The organism is Myroides sp. (assembly GCF_032073645.1).
GTDB lineage: Bacteria > Bacteroidota > Bacteroidia > Flavobacteriales > Flavobacteriaceae > Flavobacterium > Flavobacterium odoratimimum.
This window is the reverse complement of sequence record NZ_DAMANB010000001.1, coordinates 211,835-237,251: the sequence shown is the minus strand read 5'-3', so window position 1 is coordinate 237,251 and position 25,417 is coordinate 211,835. Positions and strand designations below refer to the sequence as shown.

Below are 25,417 nucleotides of genomic sequence, written 5' to 3'. Positions count from 1 at the left end.
ATTTCTCCTATTTTGTGAGATGAGCTATACACTGATCTATCTCTTTAATCAATGAATTTATCTTGAGTTTCGTATCTCTTCTATTCTCTTCACTGCCCAATAGTGAATTAGCTAATTGTATTGACTCATATTTTTTATAAATAGAGTCTAATTGCTCTTCATTTTTAAGAATCTCTTTTTGAGCTTGCTCCAAACTAGTTTTTAACTGTTTGTTTTCTGCTTCCAAGACACTTAGCCTTTGCATAAGTTTAGCAAACTTTACCTCTAAAGAATTAATAATATCAGTTAGCTCGCTCATTATACTTGTTATTCACTATCCTTTCAACAAAGTTACAATTAGTATTTAAATTTAAAAAAGTTTTCTGTAAAAAAAAAGGTTATTTATCTTTTTCTTTAAACAGCTTTTAGCTATGTGTTTCATTTTTAGCGATAATACTATTTTTTCTAGGGTTATTATGTATTTTAGCAGAAATGTTTTAAAAATTATGAAAGTAAGAATACTACCGAGCCTTTTTTTAAGTGTATTAGGAACTTTTGCATATGCGCAGAATACCGAAACCTTTGATAGTCCTTTAAATATAAGCATACATGCCTCAGGTAATTTTGGAGAGTTAAGAGGTACTCATTTCCATACAGGTCTTGATATAAAGACACAACAGAGAATTGGTTTACCAGTTTATGCTCCAGCAGATGGTTATGTATCTCGTATCAAAGTATCGACTTGGGGATACGGTAAGGCTCTGTATATTGATCATCCTAATGGACAGACTACTGTTTATGGGCACTTAGACTCTTATGCTGGCGATATCGCTACTCTTGTTTTGAATAGACATTATGCAGAGAAGAACTTTGAGATAGAGATTTTTCCTCGTAAGAATGAAGTATTAGTAAAGAAGGGGCAAATCATTGCATATACTGGGAATACAGGTGGATCTGGTGGTCCTCACCTTCACTATGAGATTCGTGACACAAAGACACAGAATATCATTAACCCTTTAAGAGAAGGAATGGATAAATTGTTAACAGATACTCAAGCACCTACCGTTAATGGGCTTTATGTTTATCCTGTTGGTGATGGAGCTGTGGCTAATGATAATGAGACTCCGCAGCAGTTATCTTATGTGACACAGACTGATGGTAGCTTTTTGACCTCTCCTGTCAAGGCTAGAGGAGATATTAGTTTTGGAATAGATATTCATGATACAGCTAATTTTAATACCAATAAGAATGGAGTGTATATGGTAGAGACTTTTGTGAATGGCAAGGCTTTGTTTTCTTATAAATTTGATACTTTTTCTTTTTCTGAGACGGGTTATGTCAATGCTTTAATTGACTATGAACGCTATGTTTCAACAAAGAAAAAAGTACAAAAACTGTTTTATGAGAAACCTTATAACTTATCAGTCTTAAAAGTAGATCCTACTAAAGGAATTGTCACTGTTAAGAGTGGGCAGAACTATAACTATAGTATTGTGTTGTCAGATTATCACGGGAATAAGAAAACAATTAATATTCCTGTAGAATATACAGACGCTACTGCTAAAGTGAAGAAGTCAGAAGCAAAAGGAGAGTACAAGATAGTTACAGATAGAGATTATATTTTTGAGAAGAAGAATGTAACAGTGAGTTTTCCTATTAAGACATTTTACAATGACTTCTTGATGGATATGTCTGTAGAAGATGATGTATTAAAATTGCACAAACCTGTTGTTCCTCTAGCTAAGAATATCCTTGTATCATTTGACACGTCTGCTATGAATATCTCTAATCGTGATAAAGCATTTATTGCTAGAGTAGATGGAGGTAGAAGAGATTATTTTAAAACGGCTAAGAAAGGTAATCTGTGGACGATCTATACTAAGAGCTTTGGAGATTATAAGATCTTAGTGGATGAAAAAGTGCCTGTTATTGAGAAACCAAGTTTCACAGAAGGGCAGTGGTTAACTAAAGAATCTCAGATCTCTTTCTTGATTAAAGATGATTTGTCAGGTATTAATACCATTACAGGCTTTATCAATGGCAATTGGATATTATTAGATTATGACTACAAGACACGTAAGATTGTTCACAAGTTTAGTGATGGTAAAGTAGTGACAGGTAGAAATGATGTAGTTATAAAAGTAAAGGACAATGTTGGAAACGAAGGAGTCTTCGAATCACACTTCTTCAGAGGATAGTAGATTTCGTATAATAACTGATAAAGCTTTGTTGAAAAAATGCCAAAGTAGTGTTGTGTACAGAAACAGTAATTATGTATCTTTGAAGTATTAAATTTTCTATTATGAAAGTAAGAATAACCCTGTTTTTAAGCGCATTAGTTTTAGTAACAGCTTGTAAACAAGAAGGCGAAAAACCAAAAGTTATTTATAAAGAAGACGGTACCTCTGCTGCTACGACTGAAGTGGTAAAAGAAAGAGACCGTTCAGAAGATATTCGCATTGCTGATCTTCCTATTCTGATGGGCAAATCAGATCATCTAATCCATCCTATAGGAGAGATTAGAGTATATAGCTATTCTTCTAAAAGTGGTATGAGTAAAGTAAACCAAACTTCTTATACCGTATCTAACTATGCGCCTTTTGAACTAACAGGGTATCTAGAGAACCTTATGTTTCAACATAAAGATTCTTTACAGATCAGACCATTAACAGATAAGAAAGTGCAGATACAGAATGTATCTTACCTTAATACGATAGCAGAGAAGACCAAAAAGAATATATTAGTGTACAGCTTATTCGATGCAGATACGAATAGAGATAGCAAGGTAGATTCTAATGATATCAAGACATTGTATATTAGTAGGGGAGATGGTACACACTTTAAAAAGCTAAGTGCTGATTTACATGAATTGTTAGATTGGACAGTTATTGATAGTCAAAATAGATTGTACTTTAGAACAATAGAAGATATCAATAAGAATGGTGCTTTTGACAAAGATGATAATGTAAACTACTACTATATTGACTTGTTGAGTAAAGATTGGGAAGTTATCAGTTATGACCCACTTCATATCAATGCAGAAATAGAAGTAGATAAATAAAAACAAAACTCGTGAATTGCTTCACGAGTTTTTTTATGCCTTCTCAGCTCTGTTTTTTAAAGCGATATTCATAGCTTCAAAGTCTTGTTGAGTTTCAGTTTGTAGTTTCTTTTTGAATAGGGGAACTAATATTCCACTGAAGTCCTCTCTATGTATAAATAAGCAATGTTGCTCATCTAGCTGTTGTATTTCAAATTGATGATGCCCATCGAATATCCCTTTTATTCCTAATTTTCCTTTCCAACTAAGGAGTTGTTCTTTTTTATTTGTTAGAATTATAGGTTTAAACTTCATCGTAGGCAGGCTAATCTTGATTTGTCTTTCTACTATTGGCTCACCTGTGATGGATAGTATAAAAGGATTCCATTCAGGATATTCAGAGAAGCTCATTAATACTTGCCATATTACTTCCTTCGTAGCTTTAATTGTGATACTCGTTTCTATTGTCATAAGATTGTAAATTAGATAGACAAAGGTTGTATATCTCCATTTATCACCTCTTGACATTTATCAAGAAAAGTAATTAGATAAGGGAGCTAAGCTTTCTGTAGAATAAAGTCATCCTGAGGAGTGGCTCCCAGATTAAAGTGAAAGACCTCATTATAATCTACAGGTACTTTAAAGGTGTTGTTGATTGGAGTTTGTAATAGGTAGTTCCACATACATCTTATCGGTCCTGCATGAGTGACTAGTAATACTTTTTTATACTCTGCTTTGCGCAAGTCATCTAAGAAAGAAGATACTCTATCTTGTACTATAGATAAGCTTTCTCCATAAGGAGGACAAGTTTGTGCGAGGTTGTCCATCCAGTTTTGTAAATCATTTTTGGGTATTTCGTCCCACTTTTTCATCTCCCATTCTCCGAAGTTCATCTCTAAGAGTCTGTCATCCGTAGAGTACCACTGAGAGAAGTGATCCGCTATAAAAGTACACCTCTTTAGAGGGCTAGAGATGACCGTGTCGATGTCATTTGGGATTCTATCTCTGAAGGTAGTTATTTCATCAGGATAGTCATTGAATAGATTGACATCAGTCTGCCCATAACAGTGGCCAGGGGGAACGTCTACTTTCGTATGACGGATTACAAAAATTTCCATAGTGTTAGTGTTGTTAAGTAAAATAAGGCTTCACATACTTGCTGTATCGTGCCAAGACAGTCACCAGTATATCCGCCTATATGTTTTTTAAAGTACATCGTCAGGTATATTTTACCAATGTAGCTAACAAAAAAAGCTATGATAAATAACCAGTTATCAAATAGTATGTAAGGGACGATCGCTAGAATCAGAGAAAACAGTAAGGATGAATAAGATAGCTTTTGGTTTGCCATCGGTTTAGACTTACTGTCATCTGTATCTCTTACATATCGATGAGTATATATAGCTGTAGCAGCGTGAAATCTACTCGTGATATGTCCATTTAGCATCACTACAAGTAAAAAGGAAGTAGATAACTCGGCAATATTATGCAAGGCAAGAAACTTCAATAGAAGTAATAAAACAATACCGATGACACCATACGCTCCTATACGACTATCTTTCATAATCGTCATAATCTTCTCCTTGCCATATCCACCGCCAAAAGAATCACAGACATCTGTAAATCCATCTTCGTGAAATGCCCCAGTCAGTAATACTGTGCTCACCATAGAGAGTACGATAGCTATATCTGCAGAGAATAAATAGGAGGTAACCCAATAGACGAGTACCGCCATACCACCTACTAGATACCCTATCAGAGGGAAATATTTCTGAGACTTATTCATGATCTCATGGCTATAAGGTACTTTAAAAGGAATAGGTATTCTCGTAAAGAACATAACAGCCGTCAGAAAGTAAGTGAGTTCTTTTCGGATCATTTGTTAGAAACATTTGCAGATTCGAAACTAGCCATTTCGTTTAAGAATGCTACAGCACTCTGTATAAGAGGATATGCTAGAGCACACCCGGTACCTTCTCCTAAGCGTAAGTTCATATCTAGAATTGCCTGTTCATTAAAAGAGCGAATCAATAGGTGATGACCTATCTCATCAGATTTATGGCAGAAGATTGCGTTATCAGTTATCTTTGGCTCTAAGTTAGCCGCACATAAGAATGCACTCGATGCGATAAAGCCATCTACTAATATGATCATATTCTGCCTGTAAGCTTCTAGCATAGCAGCACACATCTGAGCGATCTCATATCCTCCATATTGTTCTAGAGCATCTTTCGCATTTGCAGGTTTTGGATGAGTATTGATAATCTTGGTAAGGATATCTTTTTTTCTTTTTAATCCTTCATCATCTAGACCAGTTCCTCTCCCTACACATTTATCTATAGGTAGATCTAAAAGAGAACTCATCAGCAGAGAAGCAGAAGAAGTATTCCCTATTCCCATTTCTCCGAATCCTATAATATTAGTTCCTGTAGCAGCGATATCTCTCACTATTTGCTCTCCAGAAGTGAAGCAGAAGGCTAGTTCTTCTTTAGTTATAGCTGGGCCAGAGATCATATTATGTGTACCATGACCTGCTTTAGCTTGGATTAAGTCAGGATGAGGGGCAAAGTCTTTACTCACACCAGCATCTACTACTTTTAGATTGATGTTGTGTTGCTTACAGAATACATTGATTGCAGCACCGTGATTTAGAAAGTTAAGTACCATCTGATAAGTTACTTCAGCAGGATAAGCACTCACACCTTCTTTTGCTAAGCCATGATCAGCTGCGAATACGATGATGGTAGGAGATACTAGACTAGGTGTAAGTGTCTGTTGTACCTTTCCTATTTTATAAGCTATCTTTTCTAATAGTCCTAGTGCTTGTAGAGGTTTTGTTTTTAAATCTATCTTCGTTTGTAGTTGTTGTTCAAAATTCATTTTTATAGTGTTTTGGTTCACACAAATATAATAGAATTAGTATAGTTCCCACAACGAAGAGAATAGCAGGCTTAACTAACTTGATTATCGAAGTGTTACTGCTTTTTTTCTTATTCTGCTCAGAGTTTCGGGTGTCATACCTAGCATAGATGCGATATATTGATGAGGCACTTCATTAAATAAGAAACCGAATTGCTCCATGAAGTGAAGGTAGCGTTGCTCTGCTGCTAACGAGATGAATTGAAATATTCTATTCTCCATCTGTATGAAACAATGTCCGATGAAACCTCTCTCTTTTTCTACCCAATTAGGTATCTGTGTTGCTAATTCTTTATAGTCTGTAGGAGTGATGCATAGCGCTGTGACAGGTGTAAGAGCTTCTATTGTCCACTTAATTGGGGTGTCAAATAACCAATTAGACAGATCAGTCATAAAGTAGCCCGCTCCACTGATCCACTGTGTAACCTCTTTATCATCTACTAGAGCATAGATACGGATATACCCTTCTGCGATATAGTACAGAGGAGCATTCTTCTGAAGAGGAGTAATAATAGTCTCACCTCTATTGAATTGTATAGTATAGAATAGTTCTTCTGCTATAGAAGTTTCTTCTATAGAGAGCTGTAAAGATTGTTGTAATTGAATAGCTAATGACATGGATAGTAAACATACAAAAAAAACGCCTTATAGGCGTTTTTTGATTATTCTTGAACTTCAGTAGTTGTATTCTGAGTAGTCGTCACTTGTGCTTCTGATTCTTTTCTCTCTTTGATATACTCATTCAGTTGCTTTCCGTATTTACGAGCAGTTACTTCAGGAGATAGAGAGTTATAGATCGTGTCTAATAACTTAGTATGAGCGTTGTACAAATCTGTCAATGCGATATAAGGACTCGCATCAGAGTCTTTATGATTAATAGCAAAGTTTACAGCATTAAGATACTTTCTGATTGTAAGTTTCTTAGATAAGTTATTAAGGCTGTCTTTTTTGGCAGCGTTTTGTTCTTTTTCAGCATTAAAGATGTCTACTAATAGACCATTCTGTTTATCTGTGATTAGCGAACGTGTTTTTAAGTATTCATCATACACCTCTTGAGATTTCGATCCAGTTACCTTAGCATCACTATAGAAATTCTTAAGCGTAGTATTGATTGTCATTTTTCCAGGTTCAGCGAAGAACATAATCTGATTATCCTGAGAGTTAGAATGACCACGGTCTAAGGTTAAAAAGAATACTTCAGGAGAGTCAATATTTAAGTCAAACTTAAAGTTAGCATCTCCTTTTACATTTAATGAATCTATTGCTTTAAATACAGTATCTTGAATCTGAAACAGGTATAACTTACCTTGTTTAAATCCATCTACTTTTCCAGTAACAGTAAGGTTCCCCTTAGTTTCTTCTTTATTACAAGACACGAATAACGCTCCAGTAGCAAGTAAAAGAGCACAAACAATTTTTTTCATAATATTATTTAAATAGATCTAGTCCAGGGATATTCGGCATTCCATCTTTAGCAGCCGCAGCTAATTCTGCTTCATTGATAGCAGAAGCTTTTTCGATAGCACGGTTAAGTACCATGACTAAGTAATCTTCTAGTTGTTCTTTGTCCTCCATTAGTTCATCACTGATAGATAAAGAGCGGATAGTTCTATTAGCAGTCATCGTCACTTGTAGTAACCCATCATTACTCTGATCATCTACTAATACGGTGTCTAATCTCTTCTTTGTTTCTTCTATCTTAGCTTGGGTCTCTTGTAGTTTACCCATCATGCCCATTAAGTCTCCAAACATGTTTAATACATTTTAGTTAGTGGCGCAAAAATATTAAAATCTTTTTAAGATAAATGATTTTGTTATAGAATAGTTAATAACAACTGAAGAATATTCTATATTATAACAGTGTATGAGGGAATTTATGGCTATCAAAACGCAGTAGTCAATAGGATATAAAAAGTGACCTAGTTATTTGGGGGTAACCAGGTCACTTAAGAAAAAGAAAGTTTTGTTGTTTTTGTTGTGATATGTATTTTACATATATCGTGCCAAAAAATATAAATACATGAAAATTTATGTTTTTTATTGAGATAATAAGTCGATTATTTTTCTTTTAATAGTTAAAAAATCTTTTAAACAAAGAGATTTAGACGGTATGAAAATTATATTAGTACGGGATATATAGGTATGATCTTTGTATAGAAAAGTACAATAAACTTAATCTAGGTCAAGTACAGTAGAAGAGAATTAGTTCTAATTTTGTAATAGAGTAGAATTAACCACGTAAACGTATAGGATATGAAAGAAGAATTTGTAAATTTAGAAGTAAATAAAAATGCTGATACTAACCGTTTTGAATTAACAGTAGAGGGGCATACTGCATTTATAGATTATGCTGAAGAAGGTAATATTATTAAACTTATTCATACAGAGAGCCCAGAAGAGCTAGCAGGTAGAGGAGTGGCTACTGCTCTGATCGAGAAGAGTCTGATGTATATAGAAGGGCATAACTATGAGCTGTACCCATTATGTCCGTTAGTGTATGCTTATATTAAGCGTCATCCAGAATGGAAGAGAATAGTATCTAGAGCGTTTCCTGCATACGATAAACTATAACAATAAATAAGCTATGAGAATATTAGGATTTGCAGCAAGTACATCGAGTACTTCTATTAATAAAAAGCTAGTTGAGTATACCGTGCCTTTGTTCCCAGCGGGAGAAGTGGAAGTCATAGATCTGAATGACTATAAAGTACCTCCATTTTCTGTAGATCAAGAGAAACAAGGTTTTCCAGAAGGAGCGAAGTTATTCTTAGAAAAGATAAAGCAGTCTGATGCTATCATCTGCTCTATGTCTGAACACAATCGCAACTGGACAGCTTGTTTTAAAAATTTATTTGATTGGTGTTCTAGAATAGAGTTAAAGCTATTCCAAGAGCGACCGATGTTCTTAATGTCTACTTCACCAGGAGGATATGGAGGTCAGAATTCATTAAACCTTGCTAAGACGGTGTTCCCTCAGTTTGGAGGACAAGTAAAGGACAGCTTCGCATTGCCTAAGTATTATGAAAATTTTGATGAGGTGAATGGTATTGTAAATAGTGAGCTCGCAGCAGAACTAAAAGAGAAAATCGAAAAGTATAGAAGTGAATTAAACGAAGTAGCTTTATAAAGTAAGGGTATATACTTAGTGAATAATATAAAAGGTCAAAGAGATAATCTTTGACCTTTTTTTTGTTTTTTAATTTCTTTTTTGGGCAATTTATATACTTAAAAGTCTTTTTAGAAGGTTCTTTTTTTGTTTTTCAGCCTAATTTAATGGGTTTTGAACTATTTAATTGAAAAAAGATATCTGTTTTTTTTAAGCCTATTAACTACTGTTTTTAATTTAACTTATTGATTATTAGTTTGTTGTTTGTTTTGTGTGTGTTGTATCTCATCATGCACTATACCTGCTTATCGTAGTGTTTATAGTACTTAGATTGAATTCCTTCGACAATTCATGGACAATACCTCGAGATTAGTGGAGTGGAGGACTTGTTTGTCGAAGAATGATCCTTTTATATATCAGCCATTCTCCTAGGGTGTGCTGTAAACAAAAGAATAGGATAAGAATAGAATATGAGGTCATATAATAGAGGATGGTAGAAGAGATAAAGTGAAGTTTTAACAGTCTAAGCATAGTAGTAAAGTTGCCTGAAAATCCTTTGTTAATCTAGGTTAAGTGATTTTGGGAGAGGATGTGATAATTTTATACTTGTAATCAGAAAGGGAGTTAGACTATCATTTATTGAATTTATAAAAGGCCTTATAAATACAGTCTGTATTCTTTTTTTGTTACAGTGTATAGTATTTCATTTTCTTCTAGCGAACACTGTCTTATGTCCAATAAAAGAGAGACTATAAGACAGGAAGATTAGAAGCGAATGTATCATGATTAAATATTAAAAAAATAAAGTTATGGCAAGTTTACCAATTAGAGACAAAAAACAAGATCACTTATTAACAGGTGAGAACGCAGCATTAATCGTTATTGATTATCAACCAGTACAAGTAAATTCTATCGCTTCTATGGATAGACAGTTACTACTAAACAATATTAGAGGAACTGTAAATGCAGCCAAACTGTATGATATGCCTATCATTCTATCTACAGTGAATGTAAAAACAGGATTAAATAAAGAGACTGTTCCTCAACTAAGAAAACACTTAGAAGGCGTGCCTTCTTATGATAGAACGACGATTAACTCATGGGAAGATAAGGAGTTCGTAGAGGCTGTAAAAGCTACAGGTAGAAAAAAATTAATCATGACAGCACTGTGGACAGAAGCATGTCTTACATTCCCAGTGATGGATGCGTTACAAGAGGGATATGAGGTATATATCGTGGTAGATGCTGTAGGAGGTACTTCTAAAGAGGCACATGATGCCGCAATTATGAGAATGGTACAGGCAGGTGCTAAACCAATTAGCGTAGTACAGTTATTCTGTGAATTACAACGTGACTGGAATCGTGCAGAAACTGCAGAAGGATTCATGAAGTTATTTACAGAACTAGGAGGTACAGCAGGTATTCAGTTTGGATACGATCTAGCGGAGTAATCCCTAGCTGTATATAGAGGTTAGAATACGCGTATTTATTTACTTTTTTATTAGCGTTATAAGTCAATAAAGCACGAGTTCTAATCGCTTTTAAAAAACGAGGTTTATACACACTGTAAGGTGTGAAGTTATTTAGTTATTCAGTTATTTTCGAAAAGGTCAGAGACGTATGTTTCTGACCTTTTCTATTTTATAGGTGGTTGATTGACAGTAAATAGCAAAGTTATTTTAGTGTTAATAGCTTAAAAGCTCTGTGGTGTTATCAATATATTTAGAACATAAAACATCTAATTAACGATATAATGAAGAAAATTTTTGCACTGTTTACACTATTGATTTGTACTGTTTCTTTTGCTCAGCAAAGAGAGTTGAAAGAGGTAAGTTCTGAAAGTCTAATACATGTATGGGGACTAGTCAAGTATAAACACCCTAATGTAAGTAGAGGTGGTTATGATATGGATCAAGAATTCTTAAAGGCATATACTACTCTAGAAACGATAAAGAGCGAAGAGGCTTTAAATACCTTCTTAAAGCAATGGATAAAACAGTTTGACTCTTCTAAACATCCTCTAAAAAAGGATGGTATAAAAGTAGTTGAAGATAAATTATTTACAGTTAATGCTAGATTTGAATGGATAGACAGTGACCTCTATGATAAGGAATTAAAGTCTATTTTGATAGACTTAAAAGACAATACTAATTATGGTAAGTATTATCTAACTAATCGTAAAATATCTTCTATCGTAAAATTTGATCACGAAAAGCCGTTGCCTAATTTTAGCAATGGGAATGAAAGCCACCGTATGTTGTTTTTATCTTCTTTTTGGAATAGTATCCGTTATGGCAACGTGAATATATATCTAGCTGATACGCCATGGGATGAGGTATTGACTGATTTCGTTCCGAGGTTTAAGACGAAAGAAGGAGTAGAATTTGAGTATCTAAAAGATGAGCTTTTCGTAAAGTTGAATGATTCACATAGTGACTATCAAGCAAGTTATTATCTCAATACTAAAGTTAAACGTTTTAGTACCTATGGGACCAAAAATATAAATGACTCCTTAGTGATAACGACTATTTATGACCCTATCGAGGCTAAAGAGAGTAATATAGAGCTAGGAGATGTGATTTTTAGAGTCGAAGGAAAGTCTGTAAAGGACTATAGAGAAAGTACAATAGGAAAATATGTAAGTGTATCTAATCCCAATTATTTAAAAAGATTTGAGAGTTTTTATTTTCCTGCTTTAGGAGATCAAGAATCAATGACAGTAAGTATAAAAAAGAAAAGTGGAGAGATTATAGAAAGAACGGTTCCTCTATTAAAGGGAGAAGAGTTTAAGAATTTTAAAACAATAAAGTCACTTTTTAAAGAACAGAAAGCTCCTGAGTTAGGTGATGATATAGGATATCTTCATCTAGGTAGAGCGACAAAGAAGAGACTGAAGAGTTTCTTTAAGGCTAATAGTAGTAAGCAGAGCATTATCTTAGATCTACGTAATTATCCTGAGAATATAAGCCCAGAGCTTATTACATCTTACCTATTACCTCATAGAACTACTTTTTTTAAAGCATTAGGTTGGTATGGGCCAGCGTTAGGAGAATGGGATAGTAAGGTGGGCATTGCTAAGATTATAGATCCTTTCAAGGTGGGCAATGAGAATAAAGATTATTATAAAGGAACTGTAGTCCTACTTGTGGATCATACTACGCTGAGTGCTGCTGAATATATGGGAATGGGGATTCAGCAGGCACCAAGATGTATTACTATAGGTAAGCAGACAGGAGGAGCTGTGACTAATCGTGTACGGGTACTTTTAAAAGATGATACTACAATAGACTTCTCAGGTTATGGAGCTTTCTACCCAAATGATAAAGAGTATAATGTGCACCGAAATGGTTTAAAGATAGATCATATAGTATCTGAATCAGCAAATGATTATAATGCGTATGGGATGATACAGTACGCAGTGGACTTAATTAATAAAAAGAGTTTAGGTAAGTAAGACAAACTGCTAAAGAGTGTTTTTTTAGATTAATTAAAAATATTCTTTAGATGAGGTTAGTTAAGTTATTATATTTGCTTTTTGATATTTAAATAAATAAAAACATGATAAAACTTCGAGGTATTATAGTAATAATGGTTTTATTTTTACAGGTTTTTGCATTTGGGTAGAAAAAAGTGAAAGACTTTACTAAAGATAATTACTTAGCTGATTTTGATTTTGTAGTTAAGGCAATAAAAGAACAGCATCCTAATCCATTTCGATTTATAACAGAAAAAGAATTTGATAAGAAGGTAAAGGAACTACGTCATACTTTAGAGCAAAAGCCAATTTTAGAGAATTTTGTCTTATGTAACCCTGTTGCATTAATACGTGATGCTCATTCAAGTATTGAGATGGATGATATTATTTATGAGGATTATATTAAGGTCAGTCATTTCTTTCCTATTGCGACTAGTGTATATGACAATAGAGTGTTCGTTAATCAGTACACTCTAGATATCCCGATGGGAGCTGAGATTATCAAAGTAAATAATGTAAGTATTGCTGACTTATTGAATAAAATACCGAATAAGGTAGATGGAGGAGTAGAGGCTAGTTCTAATAAGAATTTCTCTAATTATGCTTCTTTAATATTTCCAGAAGCCAAAGAGTTTATCATTGAGTATAAAGAAACTGTGGAGGCAACCCCTAAGACGATAACGCTGAAAGCAGTGAACTTTAATGACTATGAGTATCATGCTCAGAAGAGTGTTCTACCACTGAGTACTGTTGCCTTCTCTAAAGGGATCTATGGATATCCATTAAATGATGATACTTATATTTTGAAAATAACAACATTTAGTGTATCAGAGACATATGCTTATTATATCTTGAACAACGTATTTCAAGACATCAAAGACAAGAATATTAAAAAGCTAGTGGTTGATATTCGTGATAATGGAGGAGGTCTATTGTCTAATATTCCTTTGTTTTATTCTTTTATTAGTCCAGAGAAGAGTTTTAAAAATATTTATAAATATGCGACTAGAGTTCCTAAAGTGAATATGAAAGAGAATCTATTGGATGGAAATGGTAAGTTGGCAAATACAGCTGATATTATTAGCCAAGACAACTTTATGAGTCAGCGATTTGATTATAATGAAGAAGATCAGTTTTATTATGGAAACAGTCGTCTAGACGATTCTTATGTAGAGAATTACCCACAGGATAAAAATGCGTTTACAGGTAAAGTAGTTTTATTGTCAAATAATAATACTGTATCAGCAGCAGCTTATTTTGCACATTTGTTCCAATTGAATAAGCGTGGTGATATCGTAGGTCAGGAGACTAGAAGTTGTAGTGACTTTACAACGGCAGCCTGGTTTTTAAGTTATAAATTACCGAATACAGAATCTGTATTATCATTGCCTAGAAGTGAGGTATTCTTTAATGCAATAGCAAATAAAGATCGCACTTGTAGAGGAGTATTGCCTAATCATACTATTAAAGCAGATGATTTCCAAAAGGGATTACAGCAAGCACAAGATGCTGAGATGAATTTAGCATTAGAACTCTTGAAGAAATAGAGATTAATACAACGATATAGAAAAGCCAAAGATGGGAGTCTTTGGCTTTTTTGTTTCTACTCAGTTGAGTCAATAAATGGACGAGTAGGTCATTAGTATTCATTTAAACCATGCTAACATTTATTTAAATATTAAAACCTTACTTTTGTGTTTTAACATTTGAAAATGAATAAAGATATACAAGCGCCAATAGCTACAGTGAGACCTCACGAGTTAACAGCACACAATCATACACGTATCGATAACTACTTCTGGTTAAACAATAGAGAAGATCAAGAAGTGATCGATTACCTAAATGCTGAGAATGCATACTATGAAGGACAGACTGCACATACTAAGGCTTTCCAAGCAGACTTGTTTGAAGAGATGAAGAGCAGAATAAAAGAGGACGATAGTTCTGTACCTTATTTCTACAACGGATATTATTATATCACTCGATTTGAGAAAGGAAAAGATTACCCTATATTTTCTCGTAAACAAGGAAGCTTAGAGGCTGATGAAGAGATCATGTTTGACTGTAATGTGATGGCAGAAGGACACTCTTATTTTCATTTAAGAGGGATTAATGTATCAGAAGATAACCAATGGGTTGCTTTTGGGGTAGATACTGTATCTCGTAGAGAATACACACTGCAAGTAAAGAACTTAGTAACAGGTGAGATATCTCCTATCTCGATAGAGAAAACAACAGGTAGTTCTACTTGGGCTGCTGATAATAGGACTTTGTTTTACTCTCGTAAAGATGAGGTAACACTGCGTGCAGATAAAATCTATAAACACAAATTGGGAACTGCTATCACAGAGGATGTGATGGTGTACTTCGAAGAGGATGATACTTTTGATACTCATATCTTTAAAGAGAAATCGCGTAAGTATTTAGTGATAGGAAGTGAGAGTACGCTGACAAGTGAGTACAGAATCTTAGAGTCTCATAATCCTGATGGAGAGTTTAGAATATTCCAAGAGAGAGTGCGCGAGGTAGAGTATAATATCTCACACTATGATGGACATTTCTATATCATGACAAATCTAGATGAGGCAGATAACTTTAAGTTGATGCGTTGTCCTGAGGACAAGACTACTGTGGAGCATTGGGTAGAGCTTATCCCTCACAGAGAAGAGGTACTATTAGAAGGAGTGGACATCTTTAAAGATTATTTAGTGATCTCAGAGCGATCTAACGGATTAGTTCATTTGAAGATTCAACCTTGGGATGATAGCCAAGAGGCATATTATCTACCATTTGACAGTGAAACATATAATGCGTATACAGGTACGAATTTAGACTTTGATACAGAGATACTACGCTATGGATACCAGTCTATGAACACGCCTTCTTCTGTAATCGACTTTAATATGCGTACGCGTGAGAAAGAAGTGAAGAAGGAACAAGAAGTATTGGGGACTTTCGACAAGAATAATTATGTAGAAGAACGCATCTGGGCTACTGCAAAAGACGGAGTGAAAGTTCCGATGTCTATCGTGTATAAAAAGGGAATGAAGAAAGATGGTACTAACCCATTCTTACAATATGCATATGGATCATACGGATATTCGATGGAACCTTATTTCTCTACTACTCGTTTAAGTTTATTAGATAGAGGATTTATCTATGCGATAGCACATATTCGCGGAGGTGAAGATATGGGACGTCAGTGGTATGAAGATGGTAAGCTATTAGAGAAATGGAATACATTTGACGATTTTATCGCTTGTTCAGAGCACGTGATTGCTGAAGGGTATACTTCTCCAAAACATTTATATGCAGAAGGTGGCTCAGCAGGAGGTTTATTAATGGGAGTAGTGGTGAATAAACGCCCTGATTTATACAATGGAGTTATTGCTCAAGTACCTTTCGTAGATGTGATGACGACTATGCTGGATGATACAATACCATTGACAACAGGAGAGTATGACGAGTGGGGAAATCCGAATGAGAAAGAGTATTATGACTATATGCTGTCTTATTCTCCGATAGATAATGTAGTCGCTCAAGATTATCCGAATATGTATGTATCAACAGGGTTACACGATTCTCAAGTGCAATACTGGGAGCCAGCGAAGTGGGTAGCGAAGTTACGTGTGATGAAAACGAATGATAAACAACTGTATTTAGACACAAATATGGAGGCAGGACACGGAGGAGCTTCAGGACGTTTTGAGGCTTTAAAAGAGGTCGCAAAAGAGTTTGCTTTCATGTTCGATTTAGAAGGGATAAAAGAGTAGTCTCTTTGTTTTTTTAGTAAATTTGTTAGATAACAGTGGTAGATGAGATAAAGAACATCTATCCATAGTAAATAAGATATTATGAAAGAAGAAATTCAAGCGTATGATAATGTATTGGCTCTTGTAGGGAAAACGCCAATTGTAAAATTGAGTAAAGCAACAAAAGAGTTAAAAGGGAATTTCTATGGTAAAGTAGAAGCTTTCAGTGCTGGACAATCTGCAAAAGATAGAATAGCAATGCACATTATCGAGGCAGCTGAGAAAAAAGGAATATTAAAGCCAGGTAGTACTATCGTAGAGACTACATCAGGTAATACAGGATTTAGTATTGCGATGGTGAGTGCTATTAAGGGATATAAATGTATCTTATCTGTGAGTGATAAGTCTTCTCCAGATAAGATAGATATGCTACGTGCGATGGGAGCTACGGTATATGTATGTCCTGCTAATGTAGCGGCTGATGATCCTCGCTCATACTATGAGGTAGCGAAGACGGTGCAGAAAGAAACGCCAAACTCTATTTATATCAATCAATATTTTAATGAGCTAAATACAGAAGCACACTATCTATCTACAGGACCTGAGATATGGGAACAAACAGGAGGTAAGATTACACACTTCGTTTGTTGTTCTGGTACGGGAGGTACTATATCTGGTACAGCTCGTTTCTTAAAAGAGATGAATCCAAACATTCAAATCTTAGGTGTGGATGCTTATGGTTCTGTATTAAAGAAATATCACGAGACAGGAGAGCTTGATCCTAATGAGATAGCTCCTTATAAGATAGAAGGATTAGGAAAAAACTTAATCCCAACTGCTACAGACTTCTCTGTTATCGATAAGTTTATGAAGGTAACGGATAAAGATGCTGCACAAACAGCACGTGAGTTGGCACGCACAGAGGGATTATTCTTAGGATATACTTCAGGTGCTGTACTACAAGCTACAAGACAATATGCTGCAGAAGGAGCATTTGACGAGAATAGTGTAGTAGTTATGTTATTCCCAGACCATGGTTCGCGTTATATGAGTAAGATCTATAGTGATGCATGGATGGAGCAACAAGGCTTCTTAGATGGAGAACCTAAAAATGAGATTACTTATATCAAGTAATTCACTCTACTAAAATATAGAAAACACCTCTCTTTAGGATGAGGTGTTTTTTTATTTTTGGTAGCTCTGTAATTGTTTTCACATAGTTCAATGTCTATTTATTTTCTGTATCTTAGAGATGTAAATATTCTTTAAATCAGTTTATTATGAGAAAGTCTGTGTTTTTCGTTTTGTTAATTCTTGTTGGGGTGAGTTGTAAATCTAAGCAAGTATTAGAAAACAAGGTAACTACTGTGAATGAGATAGGAACTTTTGAGTATGGCTACACACCTGAGAATCCTATAAAAGTAGGAGGGGTAAAGACAAATGAAGGGCCTAAAAATCAGAGAGAGTACTTAGATGATCTAACTGATTTAGAAGGAAATAATTTATCTTTCTACAGAGTAGGTAGTTGTTGTCATTTTGACACTCCTAATGGACTGTTTAACGGTAGAGGAGTACTCGATATATATGCAGTTTATATAAAGGGAAAACAAGATACTGTTCGTCTTTATTTAAACCTATATGATGAGGATAAGTTATATGCACCACGAGGATTTAAATTTAAATTGTAATTTTTTTTATGAATGTTAATTTTTTGGTCTAATACTTGTATTAGTATCTTCAAAAGATTAAAAAAATGAATAAAGTAATCAGTTTTAGTGACTTTACAGAGGATGTAACTACTTATGTGGACTATGTAATGGACAGTGGTAATGAGTTAATCGTAAATGAAAACGAACATAATGGAATCGTAATTATTCCTATCGAAGAATATAATTCATTAAAAGGTATTGACTGCGAGTTATCACCAAATTAAAGAGATTAAGTAAACAGCTTGTAATAAGAAACGTTTTACACAAAAAAACACCTCATTAGAGGTGTTTTTTTATAGGTGATAGTATCATATGATACTATCAATGTCTATAATCTAGAATAGAAAAGGACAATAGATGAGGTAGTCCTTTATTTTTTGTCTTTAGGTAGATTAAATATAATAGCAATTATAAAGAATCCTATTCCTGTAATGGTTGGAGGTAACATATCATTGTTTAATCCTAAAAAAATAAGATAACCTCCTAGAATAGCAAGTAATACAGATAGTGATATTTTTAGCATAATAATAGTGTTTTTTAAAATTGTAGTGGTTTAAACTCAAATATAAAGAATTAACTCTGATAATAGGCTACTGGAATATATCAATCTAATTGTTTTCTAATAAGTTACTGTTGAAAAGCTTAGAATTGATTAACAATCTTTTGCTTTCAGCATTGACATTGATAAGTAAGATTTGTTTGTTTTGTTCTTGATATTTATCGATTAGTTTTTTCAAAGCTTCTATAGCAGACATATCTACTATTCTAGATTCTTTAAAATCTAAGTATACCACAGGAGTGTCTGTAAGAGGAGTAAATTTCTCAATAAAAGAAGTAGTACTCCCAAAGAATAATGGGCCATAAATAGCGTAGACTTTATTGCCGTGAGGGTCAAAAGATTTTCTAGCTCGTATACGTATGGCATTGTCCCAGGCAAATACTAAAGCAGAAACGATTACACCGATTAATACAGCTAAGGCTAAGTTATGTGTGATTACAATAATGATAGTAACTAGAAATAAAACAAAGATATCGGCTTTAGGCATTCTGGTCACTAACTGAAAGGATACCCACTTAAATGTAGTAATCGCGACAATCATCATCACTCCTACTAATGCAGCTAGAGGTATCTGTTCAATGATAGGAGCGCCAACTAATATAATGGCTAAGATGGTAAGCGAGCCAATAATAGCAGCTAGTCTACTTCTAGCTCCTGCATCTAAGTTAACTAAAGTCTGTGCTATCATGGCACAACCTCCCATACCTCCAAAGAATCCATTTGTGATATTAGCTATACCTTGGGCTATAGATTCTTTATTACTATTCCCTTTTGTATTGGTGATTTCGTCTACGATACTTAAGGTTAGTAAAGATTCTACTAAACCTACTCCTGCCATAACCAGAGAAAAGGGCAAGATGATCTGTAAAGTCTCTAGTGTAAAAGGGAGTGAAGGAATATGAAAGCTAGGTAAGCTACCACTGATATGAGCGATGTCCATAACTTTTCGAGTGTCTACTTGGAAGAAAAATACAACTGCTGTAGTCACAATTATAGCAACAAGAGTAGCAGGTACTTTCTTAGTGATTTTAGGAAAGATAGTTACAACTAGTATGGTTAATAGTGTTAATCCTATCATTATGTATAGAGCCATTCCGCTAAGCCATGTATTAACTCCCTCTATATCAATTTTGAATTGGGCTATTTGTGCAAAGAATATTACAATAGCTAATCCATTCAAGAACCCATACATGACAGGCTGAGGTATGAATCGTACAAACCTTCCTAACTTAAGCACTCCTACTAATACTTGTATAATACCAGCTAATACTACTGCTGCGAATAAGTACTCTATTCCATACATAGCAATAAGTGATATCATGACAATGATAGTAGCACCAGCTCCTCCTGAGACCATACCTGGTCTTCCTCCAAAAACAGCTGTTATAATCCCCATAAGAAAGGCAGCGTATAATCCTGTTAATGGATGTAAGCCAGCTAGTATGGCAAAAGACAGTGATTCTGGTATCATGGTCATAGCTACGGTTAGACCGGCTAGTATTTCACTTTGAATTCTGATGTTTTGATTTTGTAAACCAAATAAGCGTTGTAACATTTAATAGGTGTTTAGAAGGTGTAAAAGTAAGGTATAAATGATAAAGTTATATTTATTGAAACAATAGAAATTATGATTTAAAGTCAATGGAAGTGTGATATGCTTAGTATAATGTATGATTGTAAATTATGAATAAAAACACACTTGTTAAAAAAAGATTAAAAAATAATGTAACATAATTATACTTTTTGCTACTTATGATATAGAACCAAAAATGTGATTATGAAATTAGTTATTAAAAACTTGAACAAGACCTATAAAAATGGGGTTAAAGCAATAGATAATTTAGACTTAGAGATAGGAGCAGGGATGTTCGGTCTGTTAGGACCTAACGGAGCTGGTAAGTCATCTCTGATGCGTACCATCGCTACTCTTCAAAAACCAGATAGTGGAACAATTCACTTCGGCGATATTAATATATTAGAACAACAAAGTGAGTTCAGAAAACTGTTGGGGTACTTACCACAAGATTTCGGTGTATATCCTAATATGTCAGCAGTAGATCTATTAGATTATTTCGCTCGATTAAAAGGGATATCAAAAGCTGCTGAAAGAAAGGAAATAGTAACGAAAGTATTAGAAGTAACGAATCTTTATGAAGTTCGTCGTAAAAGTGTGAGTGGATATTCAGGAGGTATGAAACAACGCTTTGGGATTGCTCAGTTGTTATTAAATGATCCTAAGTTAATTATAGTAGACGAACCTACAGCTGGACTAGATCCTGCAGAGAGACACCGCTTCTTAAATGTACTTAGAGAGATCGGTAATAATAATACAGTGATATTCTCGACCCATATCGTAGATGATGTAAATGAGCTATGTCATGAGATGGCTATTCTAAATGGAGGAAATCTATTAGAAAGAAGTACACCTAAGCAAGCTGAACAGAAATTGGAAGGTAAGATCTGGACTAGAGAAACTACTCGTGAAGTAGCAGAAGAACTGAATAAGGAGCTTATGATACTGTCTGGAAAATATAATCAAGATAATAAGCTAAACATTAGAGTGTATTCAGAGGATTCGCTTACAGAAGCAGGTTTTGTATCAGTACAGCCAAGTTTAGAAGATGTTTATTTTGTGGCACTTAAAAACGGATAAACGATGTTTGGAACTATTTTTTCATTTGAAATAAAACGCTGGTTAAAGAATTGGGTATTTTATCTATACCTAGTGTTATTCTTTTTGCTAGGTTTTTTAAGTATGGCTAGTGCCGTTGGAGTTTTTGATGTAGTGAAAGTAACGTCTAGTTCTCTAATGAAGTTTAATTCACCTTATGTATTGGCTAATTTTATAGAAGGTTTTAATAATTTACTTTATTTCTTATTTCCTTCTATTATCGGGGCTTCTATTTATAGAGATTTTCGTTATGAAGTACATCATATTCTATTCTCGTATCCTTTTTCTAAAAGAGAATATTTAGCAGGAAAATTCTTAAGTTCATTTTTAGTAACCTTATTCATTAGTTTAACGATAGGTATTGGTATATTTCTTGCGACATTACTACCGTGGGCTAATCCTAATTTATTAGGAGAGAATGTGCTTTGGAGTTATGTACAGGTGTATTTATTGACTATTATTCCTAATATGTTATTCTTTGGTAGTATTGTATTTGTTGTAGTGACAATGTCTAGAAGCGTGTATATCGGTTTTGTCTCTATGGTTATATTATTGATTATACAAGGGGTATTAGGGGGCTTAGGAAAAGATATGGATAATAAAGAGTTAGTCGCTTTATTAGATCCATCAGGAAGTTCGGCTTTAAGATATTATACTGAATACTGGACAGTGGATGAGATAAACAATAATAATCTTCCTATAGAAAAGTGGTATCTATTAAATAGAGGAATTTGGTTAGCGGTATCTTTATTGTTCTTAGGGGGGCTTGCAAAGTTCTTTACGTTTACACAGCAAGCATTTACTTTTAGTAGAAAGTCTAAGAAATCAGAACGCGTGACGAAGAATAATTTCGGAGGAATAGTACGTATTGAATTACCTAAGGTTAGCTATAACTTTTCATTAGGAACACAGTGGAGTAATATATTTAGTTTCGCTAAAGGAGAGATAAAATATTTAGCTAAGAATAAAGTGTTTATGATCCTTGTGGGATTAGGTGTTTTAATGATGTTGTTAGTCTCTTCTTCAGCGACTTCCTTATATGGGACTACAGTATATCCAGTTACTCGCTTGATGTTAGGAATACCAGGATCTACATTTCAGTTGGTCATCATCATTATTACTTTCTTAGGAGCAGGGTTATTAGTACATAGAGGAAAGTTGTCAAGAATGGACTTATTAATAGATGCTACTCCAACTCCTAACTATGTATTCTTCTTTTCTAAGTTTATAAGTTTAATAGTAGTACAGTTATTCTTGTTATTAGTTATTATGATAGGAGGGATTATTGTACAAATACACAATGGTTATTACAACTTTGAGATAGGACTTTATTTTAAAGAGTTAATAGGAATAAGTTGGATATGGTATATGATTTGGGCAGGTTTAGTTATTGCGGTTCAAACTTATTTTAGAAACTATCTAGTAGGATTCTTTGTTTTATTTGTGTTCTTCTTATTTGGAGGACAATTGTCAAAGTTAGGTATTGAGCAACGTATCTTCTTTTTTAATAAACTACCAGGAACACCCTATTCTGATATGAATGGTTTTGGTTCTAACCTAAGTAGATATTATATCTATGCTCTTTATTGGGTAATGTTTATTACTTCATTAAGTGGATTGACATTATTGTTCTGGAGAAGAGGTATAGTGAATAATTTGAAAGAGAGATTATACTTTGCTAGAAAAAGAGCTAACAAAGGTATAGTAAGCGTTATTGTACTTTTTGGTATAGGATTCTTTAGTTTAGGTGGATATCTGTACTATGAAAATACTGTATTAAATAAGTATACTTCAGACAAAGAAAATGAGCTATTAGGGGTAGAGTACGAAAAGATTTATAAGAAATATGAGAATATGACTCTTCCGCGTATTATAGATATAAAAGTAGATTTTGATTTATATCCAGCACAAGGGGACTTTTTAGCAAAAGGACAGTATGTACTAGAGAACAAGAATGAGAAAGCAGTAGATAGCCTTTATGTAAACTATGTTAAAAGATATATTAATGTCATCACTGTTGATGGAGCAAAAGAAGTATTAAATGATACTGTAATTGGTATTAGATTATACAAATTAACTAAGCCTTTAGCTCATGGAGAAAAATTGGTATTTAAGTTTGAAGTAAAGAATAAAGAAAATACCGCTATTCGCAGTAATTCCTCTGTACTAGAGAATGGTACATTCATTAATAATGGTGAGTTGTTTCCTTCTTTTGGGTACATAAGTCGATTTGAGTTATCTGATGATGAGGTGCGTAAAAAGTATGGTCTAAAACCAAAAGAGCGCATGGCTGAGCAAACAGATAAGAAAGCATTACAAAATACATATATAAGTTCTGACTCAGATTGGGTAACATTTGAAACTACTGTAAGTACATCAGCAGATCAAATAGCGATAGCTCCTGGATACCTACAGAAAGAGTGGACAGAAGGGGATAGACGCTATTTCCATTATAAAATGGATCAGAAAATGCTGAATTTCTATGCTTATAATTCTGCTAGATATGAAGTGAAGCGCGATAAATGGAATGATATTAATATAGAGATATATTACCATAAAGGGCATGAATATAATATCGATCGCATGGTAAATGGGGTGAAGAAGTCCCTAGCATATTATGAGAAAGAATTTAGCCCATACCAACATAAACAAGTTCGTATTATTGAATTTCCTAGTTCAATGGGAGCTTTTGGACAGTCATTTGCGAATACAATACCCTTCTCAGAAGCTATTGGATTTATTGCTAAAGTAGATGAAGAAGCCGATAATAAGGTAGATTATCCATTCGCGGTAACTTCACATGAGGTAGCACACCAATGGTGGGGGCATCAAGTGATAGGGGCTAATGTCCAAGGTGCAACGATGTTGTCTGAGAGTTTAGCTGAATATAGTTCTTTAAAAGTATTAGAAGCAGAATATGGAAAAGGACAGATGCGTAAGTTCTTGAAAGAAGCATTAGATAGATACTTAGGAGGACGTAGTGGTGAGAGTAAAAAAGAAAAAGCATTGATGTATAATGAGAATCAACAGTATATCCATTATCAAAAGGGCTCTTTAGTATTCTATACGATGAGTGATTATCTGGGAGATAAGCAGCTTAATGATGTTTTAAAAGGATATATTAAAAAGGTAGCTTTTCAAGATGCTCCTTATACTACTGCATCTGAGTTAGTAGCGGATATTAAAGAGGCAACTCCAGACTCATTGAAGTACCTAGTTAAGGATATGTTTGAGACAATTACTTTATATGACAATTATATAGATAAAGCAGAAGTAAAAAAGTTAGACAATGGTAAGTATGAAGTGAAAATTAAAGCTATCGTAAGTAAATATAGAGCTGATGATAAAGGAGAAAAGAGCTATACGGATGCAACGACTAAAGCTGGTTCTGATCTGAATACACGTGTCTACAAATCGGATAAAGGAGTAGAAATTAAATCACTTCCATTAGCAGATTATATAGAAATAGGGATTTTTGCACAAGAAGATGTGAAAGAAAAGTCTAAAAACAGTAAAGAGAAAGTCTTATATCTGAAAAAAGTAAAAGTATCAGATATTATGAATGATTTTACTATTATAGTAGATGAGAAGCCAACAGAGGTTGGTATCGATCCATATAATAAGTTAATCGATACAAGATCTTATGATAATAGAAAAGGTGTAAATTAATATATAGGGAAGGGATTTAATTATCTCTTCCCTTTTTTTTTGACATAAAAAAAAGAGACTGTACATTGTACAATCTCTTTTTTTATAACTCTTAGAAAGTTGATTATCTTCTTCTTTCTTTGATTTTTGCTTTTTTACCAGTAAGCTCTCTGAAGTAGAAGATACGAGCTCTACGTACTTTACCTCTTTGATTAACTTCGATTTTTTCTAAAGCTGGCATGTTGATTGGGAAGATACGCTCTACACCTACGTTACCTGACATTTTACGGATAGTAAAAGTTTCAGTAGTACCTTGTCCTCTTCTTTGGATAACTACACCTTTAAAGAACTGAGTTCTTTTTTTGTCACCCTCTTTAATTTCGTAGTAAACAGTGATAGTATCTCCTGCGTTGAATTGAGGAAAATCTTTTTTTGCAACTAATTCGTCTTGAACGAATTTCATTAAATCTGCCATTGTAATAATGTATAAAAGTTATTTTTCAGAACAACATACACGGACCTCGCCAGAGGTTGGTCTAAAATCGAGTGCAAATATAAA

24 protein-coding genes are annotated in these 25,417 nt (G+C 34.0%); 13 read left to right on the top strand and 11 right to left on the bottom strand.

What is annotated here, in order from left to right; all coding sequences use genetic code 11:
* Window positions 1-7 precede the first annotated feature (7 nt).
* Window positions 8-298, bottom strand: a complete 291-nt coding sequence (locus RT228_RS01075) for a hypothetical protein (protein WP_006257032.1) — start codon at window positions 296-298, stop codon at window positions 8-10.
* Window positions 299-410: 112 nt separating this feature from the next.
* Between RT228_RS01075 and RT228_RS01070 the strand changes: the two genes are divergently transcribed.
* Window positions 411-2,177, top strand: a complete 1,767-nt coding sequence (locus RT228_RS01070) for a M23 family metallopeptidase (RefSeq protein WP_006257031.1) — start codon at window positions 411-413, stop codon at window positions 2,175-2,177.
* A gap of 104 nt (window positions 2,178-2,281) precedes the next feature.
* Window positions 2,282-3,040: a hypothetical protein gene (locus RT228_RS01065; protein ID WP_006257030.1), complete on the top strand. Its 759-nt coding sequence runs from the start codon at window positions 2,282-2,284 to the stop codon at window positions 3,038-3,040.
* Window positions 3,041-3,073: 33 nt separating this feature from the next.
* Here RT228_RS01065 and RT228_RS01060 read toward each other — a convergent pair whose 3' ends face one another.
* From RT228_RS01060 to RT228_RS01030, 7 genes are all read right to left on the bottom strand, one after another.
* Window positions 3,074-3,490: an SRPBCC domain-containing protein gene (locus tag RT228_RS01060; protein ID WP_006257029.1), complete on the bottom strand. Its 417-nt coding sequence runs from the start codon at window positions 3,488-3,490 to the stop codon at window positions 3,074-3,076.
* Between the two features lie 86 nt (window positions 3,491-3,576).
* A complete protein-coding gene (locus RT228_RS01055) occupies window positions 3,577-4,137 on the bottom strand; it encodes a histidine phosphatase family protein (protein ID WP_006257028.1) in 561 nt (186 codons plus the stop codon).
* On the bottom strand, window positions 4,122-4,898 hold the full coding sequence (locus RT228_RS01050) for an adenosylcobinamide-GDP ribazoletransferase (RefSeq protein ID WP_006257027.1): 777 nt from the start codon (window positions 4,896-4,898) through the stop codon (window positions 4,122-4,124). Before RT228_RS01050 ends, RT228_RS01055 begins: the two co-directional genes overlap by 16 nt.
* Window positions 4,895-5,899: a nicotinate-nucleotide--dimethylbenzimidazole phosphoribosyltransferase gene (cobT, locus tag RT228_RS01045; RefSeq protein ID WP_006257026.1), complete on the bottom strand. Its 1,005-nt coding sequence runs from the start codon at window positions 5,897-5,899 to the stop codon at window positions 4,895-4,897. The genes RT228_RS01050 and cobT overlap by 4 nt, the downstream gene beginning before the upstream one ends.
* 84 nt (window positions 5,900-5,983) lie before the next feature.
* Window positions 5,984-6,556, bottom strand: coding sequence for a Crp/Fnr family transcriptional regulator (locus tag RT228_RS01040; RefSeq protein WP_006257025.1), 573 nt, complete (start codon window positions 6,554-6,556; stop codon window positions 5,984-5,986).
* A 44-nt stretch (window positions 6,557-6,600) separates the two neighbouring features.
* Window positions 6,601-7,362: a DUF4369 domain-containing protein gene (locus RT228_RS01035; RefSeq protein ID WP_006257024.1), complete on the bottom strand. Its 762-nt coding sequence runs from the start codon at window positions 7,360-7,362 to the stop codon at window positions 6,601-6,603.
* 4 nt (window positions 7,363-7,366) lie between these two features.
* Window positions 7,367-7,690 (bottom strand): YbaB/EbfC family nucleoid-associated protein, encoded by a 324-nt coding sequence (locus RT228_RS01030; protein ID WP_006257023.1) that lies wholly within the window; start codon window positions 7,688-7,690, stop codon window positions 7,367-7,369.
* A gap of 501 nt (window positions 7,691-8,191) precedes the next feature.
* Between RT228_RS01030 and RT228_RS01025 the strand changes: the two genes are divergently transcribed.
* The 9 genes from RT228_RS01025 to RT228_RS00985 all read left to right on the top strand — a co-directional run bounded on the left by RT228_RS01025 (window position 8,192) and on the right by RT228_RS00985 (window position 18,204).
* Window positions 8,192-8,509, top strand: coding sequence for a GNAT family N-acetyltransferase (locus RT228_RS01025; protein WP_006257022.1), 318 nt, complete (start codon window positions 8,192-8,194; stop codon window positions 8,507-8,509).
* A 13-nt stretch (window positions 8,510-8,522) separates the two neighbouring features.
* The gene (locus RT228_RS01020; protein ID WP_006257021.1) at window positions 8,523-9,065 is read left to right on the top strand and encodes an NADPH-dependent FMN reductase; all 543 of its coding nucleotides are present in this window, start codon (window positions 8,523-8,525) and stop codon (window positions 9,063-9,065) included.
* A gap of 788 nt (window positions 9,066-9,853) precedes the next feature.
* Entirely contained in the window at window positions 9,854-10,495 is a 642-nt protein-coding gene (locus RT228_RS01015) for a hydrolase (protein ID WP_006257020.1), read from the top strand.
* Window positions 10,496-10,797: 302 nt separating this feature from the next.
* A complete protein-coding gene (locus tag RT228_RS01010; RefSeq protein ID WP_006257019.1) occupies window positions 10,798-12,498 on the top strand; it encodes a S41 family peptidase in 1,701 nt (566 codons plus the stop codon).
* 176 nt (window positions 12,499-12,674) lie between these two features.
* Window positions 12,675-14,066: a S41 family peptidase gene (locus tag RT228_RS01005; RefSeq protein ID WP_006257018.1), complete on the top strand. Its 1,392-nt coding sequence runs from the start codon at window positions 12,675-12,677 to the stop codon at window positions 14,064-14,066.
* Window positions 14,067-14,231: 165 nt separating this feature from the next.
* Window positions 14,232-16,292 (top strand): S9 family peptidase, encoded by a 2,061-nt coding sequence (locus RT228_RS01000; protein ID WP_006257017.1) that lies wholly within the window; start codon window positions 14,232-14,234, stop codon window positions 16,290-16,292.
* Between the two features lie 81 nt (window positions 16,293-16,373).
* Entirely contained in the window at window positions 16,374-17,405 is a 1,032-nt protein-coding gene (locus tag RT228_RS00995; protein WP_006257016.1) for a PLP-dependent cysteine synthase family protein, read from the top strand.
* Between the two features lie 146 nt (window positions 17,406-17,551).
* Entirely contained in the window at window positions 17,552-17,959 is a 408-nt protein-coding gene (locus RT228_RS00990; RefSeq protein WP_006257015.1) for a hypothetical protein, read from the top strand.
* Window positions 17,960-18,024: 65 nt separating this feature from the next.
* A complete protein-coding gene (locus tag RT228_RS00985; RefSeq protein WP_006257014.1) occupies window positions 18,025-18,204 on the top strand; it encodes a type II toxin-antitoxin system Phd/YefM family antitoxin in 180 nt (59 codons plus the stop codon).
* A gap of 146 nt (window positions 18,205-18,350) precedes the next feature.
* On the opposite strand, the gene RT228_RS00980 is transcribed toward RT228_RS00985, so the two are convergent.
* Entirely contained in the window at window positions 18,351-18,503 is a 153-nt protein-coding gene (locus RT228_RS00980) for a hypothetical protein (RefSeq protein ID WP_006257013.1), read from the bottom strand.
* A gap of 85 nt (window positions 18,504-18,588) precedes the next feature.
* On the bottom strand, window positions 18,589-20,094 hold the full coding sequence (locus RT228_RS00975; RefSeq protein WP_006257012.1) for a SulP family inorganic anion transporter: 1,506 nt from the start codon (window positions 20,092-20,094) through the stop codon (window positions 18,589-18,591).
* Window positions 20,095-20,316: 222 nt separating this feature from the next.
* Between RT228_RS00975 and RT228_RS00970 the strand changes: the two genes are divergently transcribed.
* Window positions 20,317-21,192, top strand: coding sequence for an ABC transporter ATP-binding protein (locus RT228_RS00970; RefSeq protein WP_006257011.1), 876 nt, complete (start codon window positions 20,317-20,319; stop codon window positions 21,190-21,192).
* A gap of 3 nt (window positions 21,193-21,195) precedes the next feature.
* The gene (locus RT228_RS00965) at window positions 21,196-24,879 is read left to right on the top strand and encodes a M1 family aminopeptidase (RefSeq protein WP_313138349.1); all 3,684 of its coding nucleotides are present in this window, start codon (window positions 21,196-21,198) and stop codon (window positions 24,877-24,879) included.
* Window positions 24,880-24,982: 103 nt separating this feature from the next.
* Here the strand turns inward: RT228_RS00965 and rplS are convergent, their stop codons facing one another.
* Window positions 24,983-25,333 carry a 50S ribosomal protein L19 gene (gene rplS, locus RT228_RS00960; RefSeq protein WP_006257009.1) on the bottom strand — a complete coding sequence of 117 codons (351 nt, stop codon included), beginning with the start codon at window positions 25,331-25,333 and terminating at the stop codon, window positions 24,983-24,985.
* Window positions 25,334-25,417: the final 84 nt, after the last annotated feature.

Bases quoted from the DNA above. Each gene is read 5' to 3' on its own strand.
- RT228_RS01075 (WP_006257032.1), bottom strand. From the start codon at position 298: ATGAGCGAGCTAACTGATATTATTAATTCTTTAGAGGTAAAGTTTGCT.
- RT228_RS01070 (WP_006257031.1), top strand. From the start codon at position 411: ATGTGTTTCATTTTTAGCGATAATACTATTTTTTCTAGGGTTATTATG.
- RT228_RS01065 (WP_006257030.1), top strand. From the start codon at position 2,282: ATGAAAGTAAGAATAACCCTGTTTTTAAGCGCATTAGTTTTAGTAACA.
- RT228_RS01060 (WP_006257029.1), bottom strand. From the start codon at position 3,490: ATGACAATAGAAACGAGTATCACAATTAAAGCTACGAAGGAAGTAATA.
- RT228_RS01055 (WP_006257028.1), bottom strand. From the start codon at position 4,137: ATGGAAATTTTTGTAATCCGTCATACGAAAGTAGACGTTCCCCCTGGC.
- RT228_RS01050 (WP_006257027.1), bottom strand. From the start codon at position 4,898: ATGATCCGAAAAGAACTCACTTACTTTCTGACGGCTGTTATGTTCTTT.
- cobT (WP_006257026.1), bottom strand. From the start codon at position 5,899: ATGAATTTTGAACAACAACTACAAACGAAGATAGATTTAAAAACAAAA.
- RT228_RS01040 (WP_006257025.1), bottom strand. From the start codon at position 6,556: ATGTCATTAGCTATTCAATTACAACAATCTTTACAGCTCTCTATAGAA.
- RT228_RS01035 (WP_006257024.1), bottom strand. From the start codon at position 7,362: ATGAAAAAAATTGTTTGTGCTCTTTTACTTGCTACTGGAGCGTTATTC.
- RT228_RS01030 (WP_006257023.1), bottom strand. From the start codon at position 7,690: ATGTTTGGAGACTTAATGGGCATGATGGGTAAACTACAAGAGACCCAA.
- RT228_RS01025 (WP_006257022.1), top strand. From the start codon at position 8,192: ATGAAAGAAGAATTTGTAAATTTAGAAGTAAATAAAAATGCTGATACT.
- RT228_RS01020 (WP_006257021.1), top strand. From the start codon at position 8,523: ATGAGAATATTAGGATTTGCAGCAAGTACATCGAGTACTTCTATTAAT.
- RT228_RS01015 (WP_006257020.1), top strand. From the start codon at position 9,854: ATGGCAAGTTTACCAATTAGAGACAAAAAACAAGATCACTTATTAACA.
- RT228_RS01010 (WP_006257019.1), top strand. From the start codon at position 10,798: ATGAAGAAAATTTTTGCACTGTTTACACTATTGATTTGTACTGTTTCT.
- RT228_RS01000 (WP_006257017.1), top strand. From the start codon at position 14,232: ATGAATAAAGATATACAAGCGCCAATAGCTACAGTGAGACCTCACGAG.
- RT228_RS00995 (WP_006257016.1), top strand. From the start codon at position 16,374: ATGAAAGAAGAAATTCAAGCGTATGATAATGTATTGGCTCTTGTAGGG.
- RT228_RS00990 (WP_006257015.1), top strand. From the start codon at position 17,552: ATGAGAAAGTCTGTGTTTTTCGTTTTGTTAATTCTTGTTGGGGTGAGT.
- RT228_RS00985 (WP_006257014.1), top strand. From the start codon at position 18,025: ATGAATAAAGTAATCAGTTTTAGTGACTTTACAGAGGATGTAACTACT.
- RT228_RS00980 (WP_006257013.1), bottom strand. From the start codon at position 18,503: ATGCTAAAAATATCACTATCTGTATTACTTGCTATTCTAGGAGGTTAT.
- RT228_RS00975 (WP_006257012.1), bottom strand. From the start codon at position 20,094: ATGTTACAACGCTTATTTGGTTTACAAAATCAAAACATCAGAATTCAA.
- RT228_RS00970 (WP_006257011.1), top strand. From the start codon at position 20,317: ATGAAATTAGTTATTAAAAACTTGAACAAGACCTATAAAAATGGGGTT.
- RT228_RS00965 (WP_313138349.1), top strand. From the start codon at position 21,196: ATGTTTGGAACTATTTTTTCATTTGAAATAAAACGCTGGTTAAAGAAT.
- rplS (WP_006257009.1), bottom strand. From the start codon at position 25,333: ATGGCAGATTTAATGAAATTCGTTCAAGACGAATTAGTTGCAAAAAAA.